A 13,439-nucleotide genomic window follows, 5' to 3' on the forward strand; every position below is an offset into this window, starting at 1 on the left:
TTTTAGGTTGCCTAGTACTTCACTTTTAAAATCTTATTTTATAATGAAAAAAATTAAAAAAACATACCGATACGCACTATGGTCGGCATTATACTCTACTTCAATATCTGTGGTAGTTGCCCTATTATCGTACTTTCTTTTAATTAACTTATTAGGTATAGGAGCTGTTATTGTTTTTGGTATTGTAATGTTTGTTATTTCGTTTTTAATTATTCAATATAGAGCAGAGCATTTTATTTATCAAAGAGTAAAAAAGTTATATGAAGATATTTCTATTTTAGATGTTAATGATTTAGAAAGAAAAGATGTAACAACCGATGCTGAGGCATTAACGGAAAGTGTGCAAAAATACGTAGAAGAAAGAAGTAAGGAAATAGCGGTATTAACACAACGAGATTCTTTTAGAAGAGATTTTTTAGGAAATGTAGCACACGAATTAAAAACACCGTTGTTTACAGTACAAGGTTATATTTTAACCTTAATAGAAGGTGCTGCGGAAGATGAAGAAATACGTACAAAGTATTTAGGTAGAGCAAATAAAGGAGTAGAGCGATTAACTTCAATTATTAAAGACTTAGATATGATTGCTAAGTTAGAAACTGAAGGAATGAAAATGAATATTGAAACTTTTAATATTCTAGAAGTTGTTCAAAACGTTTTTGATTTATTTGAGATGAAAGCCAAAAAACGAAACATAACGTTAATGTTTGATAGTCTTTACGAATTTCCACGCTTTGTAAAAGGTGATGTAGAGCGTATAGAGCAGGTTTTAATCAATTTAATTGTAAATTCTATAAAGTATGGTAAGGTAGATGGTGCAACTACTGTAAGCATCGAAAACTACAACTCAAATAAGTTTCTTATTAAGATAAGCGATAATGGTGAAGGAATTAAAGAAGAGCATACTTCTCGTTTATTCGAACGTTTTTATAGGGTAGATCAAAGTCGATCTCGCGAACAAGGAGGTTCTGGTTTAGGATTATCTATCGTAAAACATATTATAGAGGCGCATAACGAAACTATTTTACTAAAAAGTGAGTTTGGTAAAGGTTCTGAATTTTCGTTTACTTTAGACAAAGCAATGTAGCTGAAAGGAGTGTTTTTTAATTAGAAGTAATCATTTGTTTATTAATTAAAGATTCTTTCACTTCGTTTTGAATGATGAGGTTTTTAAGAATAACGATATTACGAGAATATCTTATTCGAAGTAATCTTTTGTTTCTTCGTTAAGAACACCTTTGTATTGTTTTGAACGATGCAGCCAAATTTATAGCAAAAAAAAGGAGTTGATAAAATCAACTCCTTTTTTTTAAATTTATATTAAATCGAATCCGATATCTTTTCGATAATTCATTCCTTCAAAAGAAATCTTATCAATACTGTTATATGATTTTTTAAGTGCCTCTTCAATAGAATCACCAAAAGAAGTAACCGCCATTACTCTACCTCCGTTAGAAACTACTTTACCGTCTTTTTCTGTTGTTCCTGCATGAAAAACAATAGAATCTGTAACAGTATTAAAACCAGTAATCTCTTTTCCTTTTTCGTATGCTTCAGGATATCCACCAGCAACTAACATTACCGTTGTAGCAGTTTGAGAGGTAACTTCGTATGATTTTTCACCTAAAGTTTGATTAGTAACACCTTCAAATAAATCTACTAAATCAGATTGTATTCTTGGTAAAACAACCTCAGTTTCTGGATCTCCCATACGAACATTGTATTCTACAACAGATGGGTTTCCGTTATCGTTCATTAATCCAATAAAAATAAAACCACGATAATCAATACCGTCTTTTTGTAAACCATCAATAGTTGGTTTTACTACAAGTTCTTCTACTTTTTGTAAGTAATCATCAGTAGCAAAAGGAACAGGAGAAATAGCACCCATTCCACCAGTATTTAAACCAGCATCACCTTCACCAATACGTTTGTAATCTTTAGCAGAAGGTAAAATTTTATAATTTTTTCCGTCGGTTAAAACGAATACAGAAAGTTCAATTCCTTTTAAAAACTCTTCAATAACTACAGTTGATGAAGCATCTCCAAATTTTTGATTAGAAAGCATTTCTTCTAATTCGGCCTTAGCTTCTTCTAAATCAGTTAAAATTAAAACACCTTTTCCGCCAGCTAAACCATCAGCTTTTAAAACGTATGGAGGCGTTAAAGTTTCTAAGAAAGTTTTTCCTTCAGCTAAGGTACTCGCTGTAAATGATTGATATTTTGCAGTTGGTATGTTATGCTTTATCATAAACTGCTTCGAAAAATCTTTACTTCCCTCTAATAAAGCGCCGTCTTTTTTAGGGCCTATTACAGGAATGTTTTTTAATTCGCTATCAGCCAAAAAGAAATCGTGAATACCACCTACTAAAGGTGCTTCAGGGCCTACAACGACCATGTTAATTTCTTGTTGTAAAACAACTTCTTTTACTTGCGCAAAATTTGTTGGATTAATAGCAATGTTTGTAGCTACAGATTGGGTTCCTGCATTACCAGGAGCAACAAAGAGCTTATTAATTTTGTTGCTTTCAGAAAGTTTTTTTGCAAAAGCGTGTTCTCTACCGCCCGATCCTAAAATTAGAATATTCATTGTTGTTGTGTTGTTGTGTTGTGAGTGCAAATATAGAATAACAAAAAAGTCTACGAGCAAAACAATTCTCAAAAAATAGATAAAAAATTAAAAAGACCTCTTTTTTTAATTAAAAGAAGCCTTTGTTTTAAGTTTATTTTTGCGACTAAAATATTTGTTCTAGTATTTTTTGTGTAATTGCATAGGTAGGAGTTACACCGCTCATTCCAAGTCCGCCTGATGCTAAAGTAGCTCCTGTTTCTAAAGGATTATCAGAAGCATAATAAGCGTATCGTACTTTAATATCTTCTCGTACATTTCCTCTAATTTTAGAGTTCGCTTGAATTGCTTTTTGGTAATGTGCTCCCTCCATTTCTAAACCAATAACATTCCAAGTAGAATCATGGAAGAATTTTAGTAAATCTTTATTTTGTAAAGAAGTTCCTAGTACACTAACCATAGCTCCATCAAAAGATTGAACACCAAAGCCTTCTAAATCTTCTTTTGCTAATTCATTTTTAAACGGATAATTATCAGCAGTACCTTCAAAAATATGTGAAGAAGGAATCATAATATCTCCTTTACCTCCTTCTAAAATACCAGCTTTCCCCATTATAGAAACAGAAACAACATCTAAATGAGTTATTTTCTTACCTGTTTTGTATGGTTTTAGTAATTCGTCCATAGTTTCATACGCCTGCTCTCCAAATGCATAATCCATTACTATAATTACTGGCTTTTCACCTACTGAGTTTATTTTTTTATAAGAAGTAGTATCAAAATCTATTTTTTCAGTATCAATAATCTGAACATTAATATTTGTACCAGAAGTATCTTTTAGGTAAATCAACCCGTTTTCTGAAGCATGTTTTTTAACTGCTTTTTGTAAAGGTTGGCTGTTAGCATTACTTAATAACTCAAAAAGTTCAAAACCTTTGTGTTTCTTCACTTCTTTTGGTAATGCATTTTGCCCATAAATACTATTCATAACACTGTGCATATTCGCACTAATAATATGAATAGGACGTTCTATTAAACCATTATCTACAAGATTTTTCTTAATGTTATTAGCCCAAATTTCACCGTAAAAATGATGTCCGATTTCTTCAATTAATACCGAACTAAATTTTACCGAACGTTTTTCTTCATTTATAGTTTCGTTTATAGCAAGTTTACCTAACCAATATATTAAATGAAAAAATCTGTTTGGTTTTTCTTCAGATGCAAACGTATTATATGCATCATATACCTCGTCGTAAGTTCTTCCTAAAATATTACCAAGATGTACAACTACTACATCTTTTTCTTCGTCGGTAAGTTTTTTGTTGTATATAACAATATCTTCTAAATGAAGCCACTCTCTAATAAAACCTTCTCCGTTTTCAATAAGAACACGATCTTTAATTTTATGAGATTCTATAAATAAGAAAGTAAGGTGTGTAAGGATATCGTAAATTTCAGAACGACCACGTGTAATTTCAATATTCATTTGATCCTTGTCAATACGATAACAATTTCTTCTTCTTTTTGGAGGAACAATTGTTTTGAATTTTGAATTTCGGTACCCTTCATCAGCAGTTAAGTTGATGAATTGACATTCTTCAATACCTTCAGGAAGTCGTTCAATAATATAAACTAAACCGTTTAATTCTGTTTTGTTCTCTGCGATTGACCCGTAAATTTCAGGTCTTAATTGTAATAATGATTTACGTAATGTTTCTCCAGAAATCCCCATTGGTTTATAAAAACCACGACTAAATAAATGTCGCATAGAAATGTATAATTTTTCTATCGCATTGGTAGATTCTTGGGCTCTGGTACGTTCTTTATGGTTGGGTTTTGACATATCTATTTTTTATAAACTTAAAATATACAAAATTTTATTATTGATGTTACTTTGTTAAAATAGCAGTATACTTTTTTTGATTATTAAGTAAATTTACGGCTTTATTAATGGTTTCATCGTTTTGAAGTTGATGTTTAAACATTCCTTCTTTGTAAACGTATCTTTTTACAATTTCGTTTTGTATTTTTTTAGATAAAAGATCTTCGTTATTTGCTATTTTCTGAACTTTATCCTTTTTTAATTTTTGAAGAATTACATTGTATTCCTTTGAAATATTTGTGTTGTTATTTACAGATTTATATGCTTTTTTAAATAATTTTTCTTCCTTAGTTACAAAAGCAGTGTCTTTATTTAATAAGTAGTTTTCAAAGTTTTTAAAATCAGCAGATTTAAAAAGATAACCATCTGTAGCTAGGTTTTTATTCTTATTCGTAAAATCTGTTACAAAGTTAAAAATAGCTCTCGAGTTTAATAACTTTTTTGTTTCGGTTGTTTTTTTAGAGAAGTTCATTTTTACATCAGGTGTTACTCCACCGCCATCATAAACTGTTCGCCCGTTTTTAGTAGTAAATAAATTTACTGTTCCGTCAGAAAATTTTGGAACTTCACCTGTTTTAGGATCTCTATTATCATAATCTAATTCTTGAATACATCGACCACTCGGAGTATAGTATTTAGAAATGGTTATTTTCATTTGAGTACCGTAGTTTAAGTTGAAATAACGTTGTACCAAACCTTTACCAAAAGAACGTTCACCCATAACAACTGCACGATCATAATCTTGTAAAGCACCAGACACAATTTCAGAAGCTGACGCCGAACGACCATTTATTAAAACAACTACTGGTATTTCAGCATCTAAAGGGTCATTATTTGTAGTGTAAGTTCTAGTATTCTTTTTAATTTTTCCTCGGGTATCAACTACTTTTAATCCCTTCGGAATAAATAGGTTGGTAATATTTACTGCGTCATATAACGAACCACCAGGATTGCTACGTAAATCAAAAACTAGTTTTTTCATTCCCTTACTTTTTAATTCCTTAAAGGCTTTAGAAACTTGTTGTGTTGCTTTTTGACTTGTAAATTTTGTTAAAATAATGTAACCAGTATCAGCATTAATCATGTTATAAAAAGGCACTGGGTTCACAATTATTTTATCTAGTTTTAAATCGGATTTTTTAGAAATATCATTTCTGTTAAAGGTTAAAGATATCTTTTTGTTAGGTGTTCCTTTAACCATTTGTGAGTATTGACTTTTCTCAAAGTCTAATAATTTTTGACCATTTACATGTGTAATAATATCACCAGCTTTTAAACCAGCTTTATCAGCAGGAAAACCTTTGTAAACCTCAGAAATAACAATACCTTGTTTTGTGTATAAGGTTGAAATTCCAATACCACCATACTCTCCTTCACGACGAATACGTGCATCTTCTACATCTTGTTCATTAAAAAAATTAGTATAAGGATCTAAGTTTTTAAGCGTGTTTTTAATGGCTTTATCAGTTAAATCTCCAGGGTTAATTTCATCAATATAATTAATGTTTAACTCCTTAAATAAGTTGTTATAAATTTCTATTTGTTTAGCAATTTCAAAAAAACGAGATTGAAAAGAGAATAAAATTGAAAGAACAATTAAGGAACCAAAAAAAAGTGCTTTTCTATTTTTCATTTTCGGTGGTTTCTGCTATAAAAAGTGTTAATAATTGCTTCATTTTACGCGCTAAATCGGCGTATTCCCATTCATCTCTTGCAATATATGAAATCATAAAGACATGAGGGCTGTTTACAGCATCGTAAACAGTATGTTTTTCTTTTCGGTAAGTTTCTCGCATTAAGCGTTTTATTCTGTTGCGGTCAACAGCACTTTTAAAATTTCTCTTTGGAACTGAAACTCCAACTTGAACTGGGAATTTAGAAGTGTGTTCAGTTTGAATATATACCATTCGAAATGGAAAAACTTTTATAGATTTTCCTTCTTCATACAGTTTGCCTATTAACTTTTTGCTTTTTAAGCGCTCTTGTTGTCCTAACGTAAATCTCATGTATTACAAACATACATAAATGGATACTAAAAACCATTTTTTTGAGTATTTTTGAAAGAATACTTTTAAATATAACCACGATAAGTAATTTATCAATCATCAACACATAAAAAGTCAGTAATTAATTTTAAAATAAACTTATGAAACCCGATTTATTTCAAGCTCCTGATTATTATCAAACTGATGATTTGTTAACTGATGAACATAAACTTGTACGCGATACAGCTCGTGAATGGGTTAAGAAAAATATATCTCCAATTATTGAAGATGCAGCACAAGAGGCTAAATTTCCAACGCAATTAATACCTGGTTTAGCTGAGGTTGGTGCTTTTGGTTCTTATATACCGCAAAATTATGGTGGTGCTGGGTTAGATCAAATTTCTTATGGACTAATTATGCAAGAGCTAGAGCGTGGCGATAGCGGAATTCGTTCTACTGCTTCGGTACAGTCTTCATTAGTAATGGGACCAATTTTTAATTATGGTAATGAAGCGCAACGAAAAAAATATTTACCAAAATTAGCTTCTGGTGAATGGATGGGGAGTTTTGGTTTAACCGAACCTAATCATGGAAGTAATCCGTCAGGTATGGAAACCAAGTTTAAAGACATGGGGGATCATTATGTATTAAATGGTGCAAAAATGTGGATTTCTAATGCTCCGATTTGTGATGTTGCTGTGGTGTGGGCAAAAAATGAAGAAGGTCGTATTCATGGATTAATTGTTGAAAGAGGTATGGAGGGGTTTTCTACTCCAGAAACACATAATAAATGGTCATTAAGAGCATCAATTACAGGTGAGCTTATTTTTGATAATGTAAAAGTGCCTAAAGAAAATTTATTACCTAACAAATCAGGATTAGGAGCACCTTTATTATGTTTAGATGCTGCCCGTTATGGTATTGCTTGGGGTGCCATTGGTGCTGCGATGGATTGTTACGATACGGCTTTACGTTATGCTAAAGAACGTACGCAATTTGGTAAACCGATTGGTCAATTTCAGTTGCAGCAAAAAAAGTTAGCAGAAATGATCACAGAAATTACAAAGGCGCAATTATTAACATGGAGGTTAGGTGTTTTAAAAAATGAAGAACGTGCAACCTCTGCACAGATATCAATGGCAAAACGTAATAATGTTGATATGGCCATAAATATTGCTAGAGAAGCAAGGCAAATTTTAGGCGCTATGGGTATTTCAGGAGAATATTCTATAATGAGACATTCCATGAATTTAGAAAGTGTAATTACTTATGAAGGAACACACGATGTTCATTTATTAATTACAGGATTAGATATTACGGGTTTAAACGCTTTTAAATAAGAAAAGAACTCAAAATGTCAACCCCCAGTTTCTAAGATGAGCCCTTTCAAAAATAATCTTAGTAATTTTATTAAGTAATGGTGATGTTTAAGGTTTTGGTATATAGGTCTATATTATTTTACCTAAATACTAATAAATAAAGAAGAAGTGCTCAAAATGTCAACCCCCCAGTTTCTAAAATGAGCTCCTTCAAAAAATTATTTTAATCAAAATTCTTAAATAAAAAACTACTTAAGTTATTAACCTTACAAATATATAATTTGTTTTAATATTATGAATTAGTTGGTTAAATAGTGTTATTTTGACTAATGCTTCAAATATAATTTAATGTGTTTGTTAATAATATGATTTTTATCATTTTATCGTTACTAATGTGTAATGTTTTTTTGATTAAGTACGAATGATATATACTGAATTATAAAGAAGGTGTAGCGATGAAGTATAATGGGCGTTCAATTAGTATCGAAACTTAATTACTAATACAAAGATTGTATATTAGTTGCTAATTTCAGTTTACAGAATAAATTAAAATAAGAAGAAGTGCTCTAGAGTTAAACCACCAACACATAAAAAGAGCACTTCTTCTAAATCAACTATTAAAAACTATATATGTAAATTACTACTGTTTTTTCTTACCGCTATTTATAAGAATTAAAAGAGTAGCAACTAATCCTAAGCAAACAAATCCAAAAATGGCTATCATAATAGTTCCATTTGTCCAAGAAACTAGAGGTAAATTAACCAGTTGTATCATATTATCTAATTTTATTTCAAAAATAGTAGTATGTATTTATTTAAAATATGATTTTTATCAGTGTTTAGAAAAATAGTATAATTATTTTCTCTCAATAACCAATCGAGATAGTGCTTCTGGATAACCACGTTGAATAGCTAGTTCACTAGCCAATTTATCAATTTGATGCTTTGAAATATTATCTAATAATAAATTTCGATTTAAGCTTTTAGGAATTAAAGAAATAATTTTTTCTTCCTGAATTTTATGTATTATTTTATTTGCAACAGTCAAGGCAGATGAAGCCTTAATAATTTCGCTTCGTGCATATGTTTTATAAGGAAAACTAACTTCACCAACTCTTAAATTTGGATTATCGCCATGAATTTGCTGTGCTCCGTAAAAAGGAATTCCACCAGTCGTTGCAGATTTAAATGTGGGAACAAATTTAGTAACCAGTTTAATAGCATTTTCAGTTCTTGTTTCTATTTCATCTTTTTTCCAACCATGATCTAATTTTTGATTAATAGCATCATTAAATTCAGGTTGCGGTTCATTACTTTTAGATTGGATCAATCCATTTTTGAATAAGGTAATATGCTCTGTCATTCCATGAATTTGATAATAGTCTTCACAATAAGGAGTAAGCTGTACCATTCCATTTGGTGTTCCACGTTCACCATGAAAAATAAGTTCTGGAATTAAACCTGAAATGGGCTGCCATTTAGAAACATAGGCAGCTTTAAATTCAATTAAGCGTTTTGTATTTAAATGTAAAAATTCATCAAGTTTTCCTGTCTTAAATCCACAGGAATTTACTAAATAATTTACTTTATATACTGTGTCTTTAGTCGTTATTTCCCAGTTGTAATCTAAGTTTTTATTTCGAACATCTTTAATATTCGTAACATTGGTATTTGTTTTTAGATTACATTTCTCAGTTTTATTTAGAGCTAATTGAGCTTGAGCTCCTAGCCTAAAAAGATTCCATCCATATTCTTGAACTAAGTATACAGGCGTTTTTAATTTTTTGTGATCAATTAGTTTAATAGTATTAGACATCCATTCATTAGGTGAATTAGGATGTTTAACAGTTGGTTGTTCCGCTAAAGCAATTAAATCGTCTTTAGTGTACTTTTTATAATAATCTTTTGGGGCACCAAGAATTTCATTAGAAGAATCTTCATTTATTAATTTTGTGTAATACTCAACTAACATTTTAAGACGCTCCTCAATTTTATCTACTTCGTGTTTTTCTGATGTAGGAACGCTAATAAAAGTAGGCCTTTCGTCAATAGACTGCGGAAATAATCGCGCCATATCTATTGATTGTTTCATGAGTGTTTTACATTCCTCATCAGAGATATCAGGATATAAATTTCCACCCGCATGTAAATGGCAGAAAGGAGGGCCATTTACAACACTTTCTTCTTGTTCGAATAGAATATTATCAACCCCATATTTGGCTAATTCTAATGCTATAACAACACCAGAAACTCCACCTCCTATAATACCGACATTGTAAATTTTACTCATATTAAAAAAGCTCTTGTAAATCACTGAAACTATCGACAACTATGGAAGGATTATAATCTGAAATGTTTTCGTTGTAGTTGTATCCATAACTCACACCGATACTCTCCATACTAGCATTTTGCGCAGCAAGAATATCATTTTTAGAATCACCAACCATAATACTTTTTTCAATAGTCGTATTCATTTCGTTGGCTAAGTGAAAAAGTGGCATAGCATTAGGTTTTTTCTCTGAAAGGGAATCTTCTCCAACCCAACATTTAAAAAAATGTTTAATTGATAATTTATCTAAAATGGGTTCAACAAAACCAAAAGGTTTATTAGTACAAATCACCATTTTATATCCTTTTTCATTTAGATAGTTTAATGTTTCTAAAACACCAGCATACATATATGTTTCAGCACAAGTAACTTCTTTGTAAGCTGAAAAATAAATTTTGAAAGCTTCATCTAAAAGTTCTTTCGAGATTTTTTCATCTTTTATTGAATATTCTAGTGCCCTTTTTACCAAAGGTTTTGCGCCATTGCCAATAAAGGGAGTGACTTGTTTTACAGTTAATGATGATAACTTGTAATGAGATAACATTTTATTTATAGCCAACGTTAAATCAGGAATGCTATTAATAAGCGTTCCATCAAAGTCGAATATGATAAGTTCTTTGTCTTTAAAATCCACAATACCTAATTTGGGGCAAAGATGCGGAAGTTTTAATAAAATTGCACCTATTTATAATAATGTTGAAAAACAATATGTTTTAAATAAATAGTTTTTTTGAGTTTCGCTAACATTAATGATATGAGTTCGTTTCAATGATTTATATCAGGAGTTAGTGAAGTTATTAGAAAATAGGTTAAGAATCAAACTAAGTTTATTCTTTAAGTTTAGTATCTAACCCATCAATACTAGTTCTGTTTTTATCTTTCCAGTATTGTTTAACACCACTCTCACCTATTTCGTCAATCCAATCTATTAATTGATTGCGTTCTTCTTTGTATTCATAAAAAGGTATTGACATTCCACAAGAATTTTGTGTGCTCTCAATGGTTACGTCAAAAATTTGTCGTGTTCCTGCTAATTTAGGAAACAATGAAATTAAACCATTCCACTCTGGGTCATTTGGTAAAATCTCTTTTGCTTTTCCGTATAAACGTAAAATATTAGGAGCTCCTTCAAAAGCACAAAACATAATGGTTATTCTATTGTCATCTAATAAATGAGCTGAAGTTTCATTACCACTACCAGTAAGGCTCAACCAAGCAACTCGATTTTCGTTTAATACACGAAAAGTATCCATCCCTTTGGGAGATAAACTTATACGTCCATTTTTAGGAGCTGTAGCAACAAAAAACATTTTTTGAGCTTCTATAAATTTTTTAATCCTTGATGTAATTTTGTCATTAAGCTTTCCCATAATTTTTTAATCTATCCAATTTTTAGTTCGTTCAACAGCTTTTTGCCATTTTTTATATAATTTTTCTCTTTTTTCAAGAGGAAAAGAAGGCGAAAAGGTGTTGTTAATTTTTCGTTTATTTAAGATGTCTTCTTGTTTCCATAACCCTACGTTTATACCAGCTAAATAAGCGGCACCCATAATAGTGGTTTCAATAACCTCAGGTCTTTCTACTTTTGTATTTAAAATATCTGATTGAAATTGCATTAAATAATCATTTGCAGAAGCACCACCATCTACTTTTAATGAAGTTAATTCAACTTCGCTATCTTTTTGCATCACATCTAATATGTCTTTAGTTTGATATGCGAGTGAATCTAAAGTAGCTTTTATTAAATGGTTTTTGCCAGTATCACGAGTTAATCCGAAAACAGCACCACGAGCATACATGTCCCAATAAGGAGCACCTAAACCAGCAAAAGCGGGTACAACATATACCGGATTTTCATCTTTTATACTTTTTGCTAAAGTTTCACTTTCTTTAGCATTATTTATAATTTGTAAGCCATCTCGTAGCCACTGAATTGCTGATCCTGCAATAAATACACTTCCTTCTAAGGCATAATATATTTTGTTATCAATTCCCCAAGCGATGGTTGTTAATAATCCATTTTTAGAATACTCAAGGTTTTCACCAGTATTCATTAACATAAAACAACCTGTACCGTAGGTGTTTTTTGCATCTCCTTTATTAAAACAAGCTTGTCCGAAAAGTGCTGCTTGTTGATCTCCAGCAATTCCTGTTATTGGAATTTTATGACCATCTAATTCATAATCTCCAAAATAGTGAGACGAAGGTTTTACTTCTGGTAACATTGAAATAGGAATGTTTAACTCTTTTAAAAGTTTTTTATCCCAACATAAGTTTTTAATATCATATAACATGGTACGAGAAGCATTGCTATAATCAGTTGCATGAACTTTACCGTTGGTTAAATTCCATAACAACCAAGTATCTATAGTACCGAATAGTAAATTTCCTTTGTCAGCTTCTAATCTTGCTCCCTCAATATTATTTAAAATCCAATTTATTTTAGTTGCTGAAAAATAACTATCTATTACTAACCCTGTAGTTTTACGAACATGATTTTCTAGCCCATTTTCTTTTAATTTTTCACAAATATTAGCTGTTCGTTTGTCTTGCCAAACAATAGCATTGTATATTGGTTTTCCTGTTTTTTTATGCCAAACAACAGTAGTCTCTCTTTGATTTGTTATACCAATACCAGCAATTTCTGAAGGATGAATATTTGCCTGGTTTATTGTTTTTTTAAGTGTAGAAAGTTGCGTGTTTAAAATATCGTTAGCATTATGTTCAACCCAACCAGATTGAGGAAAAATTTGCGCAAACTCTTGTTGATTCATCGCAATTATTTCTTGCGATTCGTTAATAATTACCGAGCGAGAACTTGTAGTACCTTGATCTAATGCAACAATATATTTTGCCATTTAATGTAGAATGTGAAAATTAAACAGCAATTTACAATTTAAAGTTAGGGTAATAAAAAACCTTCTTGATAATTTTATCAAGAAGGTTTTCAACCCTTAGTTAAGTAACTACTATTAGTGTTTTAAAGCGTAACCAGCTCCCTTACCTAATTCAGATAACGCCGATAAAATTCCGTTTAAAACTCCTGTAGTTTTTTTTAGTAAAAAAATCCCCATTTTTTTAAATATTTAAATTAATCCCCTTATTTTTTGTTCAAAAGAACACTGTAAAGGTATTGTAAAAGAATAGTTCTAAAAAGGGGATTACCGCAAAAAAACATGTGGATTTACGCATAACTTACTGTTTGTTAGTTTTTTAAATAAAAAAACCTTCTAGAGATGTCTAGAAGGTTAATTTTCCCCTTAAATATCATTTTCGTTATATCCCCATACCTTCGAAACTTGATGCAGCAAATGTATAATAGACTTCTTGTTTTAAAAAGGGGATTACCGCA

The 13,439-nt window shown here is 30.7% G+C and carries 11 protein-coding genes; 2 read left to right on the forward strand and 9 right to left on the reverse strand.

The genetic code is table 11. The features are described 5' to 3' along the window. Positions 1-43 precede the first annotated feature (43 nt). Positions 44-1,087, forward strand: coding sequence for a sensor histidine kinase (locus H518_RS0114815; protein ID WP_043707099.1), 1,044 nt, complete (start codon positions 44-46; stop codon positions 1,085-1,087). A gap of 228 nt (positions 1,088-1,315) precedes the next feature. Here H518_RS0114815 and purD read toward each other — a convergent pair whose 3' ends face one another. The 4 genes from purD to rnpA all read right to left on the reverse strand — a co-directional run bounded on the left by purD (position 1,316) and on the right by rnpA (position 6,460). After that, the gene (gene purD, locus H518_RS0114820; protein ID WP_028889794.1) at positions 1,316-2,590 is read right to left on the reverse strand and encodes a phosphoribosylamine--glycine ligase; all 1,275 of its coding nucleotides are present in this window, start codon (positions 2,588-2,590) and stop codon (positions 1,316-1,318) included. A 145-nt stretch (positions 2,591-2,735) separates the two neighbouring features. After that, complete coding sequence (locus H518_RS0114825) at positions 2,736-4,415, reverse strand: DUF6909 family protein (protein ID WP_028889795.1); 1,680 nt, start codon at positions 4,413-4,415, stop codon at positions 2,736-2,738. A gap of 46 nt (positions 4,416-4,461) precedes the next feature. After that, positions 4,462-6,087, reverse strand: coding sequence for a S41 family peptidase (locus H518_RS0114830; protein WP_028889796.1), 1,626 nt, complete (start codon positions 6,085-6,087; stop codon positions 4,462-4,464). Beyond that, entirely contained in the window at positions 6,077-6,460 is a 384-nt protein-coding gene (gene rnpA / locus H518_RS0114835) for a ribonuclease P protein component (RefSeq protein WP_028889797.1), read from the reverse strand. The genes H518_RS0114830 and rnpA overlap by 11 nt, the downstream gene beginning before the upstream one ends. A gap of 140 nt (positions 6,461-6,600) precedes the next feature. Between rnpA and H518_RS0114840 the strand changes: the two genes are divergently transcribed. Next, positions 6,601-7,779 (forward strand): acyl-CoA dehydrogenase family protein, encoded by a 1,179-nt coding sequence (locus tag H518_RS0114840; protein ID WP_028889798.1) that lies wholly within the window; start codon positions 6,601-6,603, stop codon positions 7,777-7,779. A gap of 619 nt (positions 7,780-8,398) precedes the next feature. On the opposite strand, the gene H518_RS21505 is transcribed toward H518_RS0114840, so the two are convergent. The 5 genes from H518_RS21505 to glpK all read right to left on the reverse strand — a co-directional run bounded on the left by H518_RS21505 (position 8,399) and on the right by glpK (position 12,945). Beyond that, entirely contained in the window at positions 8,399-8,533 is a 135-nt protein-coding gene (locus tag H518_RS21505) for a hypothetical protein (protein ID WP_255398707.1), read from the reverse strand. Positions 8,534-8,614: 81 nt separating this feature from the next. Further along, positions 8,615-10,048 carry an FAD-dependent monooxygenase gene (locus tag H518_RS0114850; RefSeq protein ID WP_028889799.1) on the reverse strand — a complete coding sequence of 478 codons (1,434 nt, stop codon included), beginning with the start codon at positions 10,046-10,048 and terminating at the stop codon, positions 8,615-8,617. Between the two features lies 1 nt (position 10,049). Continuing rightward, positions 10,050-10,721: a phosphoglycolate phosphatase gene (locus tag H518_RS0114855; RefSeq protein WP_028889800.1), complete on the reverse strand. Its 672-nt coding sequence runs from the start codon at positions 10,719-10,721 to the stop codon at positions 10,050-10,052. A 193-nt stretch (positions 10,722-10,914) separates the two neighbouring features. Further along, positions 10,915-11,457: a pyridoxamine 5'-phosphate oxidase family protein gene (locus H518_RS0114860; protein WP_028889801.1), complete on the reverse strand. Its 543-nt coding sequence runs from the start codon at positions 11,455-11,457 to the stop codon at positions 10,915-10,917. Positions 11,458-11,463: 6 nt separating this feature from the next. Beyond that, entirely contained in the window at positions 11,464-12,945 is a 1,482-nt protein-coding gene (gene glpK / locus H518_RS0114865) for a glycerol kinase GlpK (protein ID WP_028889802.1), read from the reverse strand. Positions 12,946-13,439 lie beyond the last annotated feature (494 nt).

The organism is Tenacibaculum ovolyticum DSM 18103, from assembly GCF_000430545.1.
Classification (GTDB): domain Bacteria; phylum Bacteroidota; class Bacteroidia; order Flavobacteriales; family Flavobacteriaceae; genus Polaribacter; species Polaribacter ovolyticus.

Coding starts and splice junctions, on each gene's coding strand:
- H518_RS0114860 (WP_028889801.1), bottom strand. CDS start 11,457: ATGGGAAAGCTTAATGACAAAATTACATCAAGGATTAAAAAATTTATA.
- H518_RS0114825 (WP_028889795.1), bottom strand. CDS start 4,415: ATGTCAAAACCCAACCATAAAGAACGTACCAGAGCCCAAGAATCTACC.
- glpK (WP_028889802.1), bottom strand. CDS start 12,945: ATGGCAAAATATATTGTTGCATTAGATCAAGGTACTACAAGTTCTCGC.
- rnpA (WP_028889797.1), bottom strand. CDS start 6,460: ATGAGATTTACGTTAGGACAACAAGAGCGCTTAAAAAGCAAAAAGTTA.
- H518_RS0114830 (WP_028889796.1), bottom strand. CDS start 6,087: ATGAAAAATAGAAAAGCACTTTTTTTTGGTTCCTTAATTGTTCTTTCA.
- purD (WP_028889794.1), bottom strand. CDS start 2,590: ATGAATATTCTAATTTTAGGATCGGGCGGTAGAGAACACGCTTTTGCA.
- H518_RS0114840 (WP_028889798.1), top strand. CDS start 6,601: ATGAAACCCGATTTATTTCAAGCTCCTGATTATTATCAAACTGATGAT.
- H518_RS21505 (WP_255398707.1), bottom strand. CDS start 8,533: ATGATACAACTGGTTAATTTACCTCTAGTTTCTTGGACAAATGGAACT.
- H518_RS0114815 (WP_043707099.1), top strand. CDS start 44: ATGAAAAAAATTAAAAAAACATACCGATACGCACTATGGTCGGCATTA.
- H518_RS0114850 (WP_028889799.1), bottom strand. CDS start 10,048: ATGAGTAAAATTTACAATGTCGGTATTATAGGAGGTGGAGTTTCTGGT.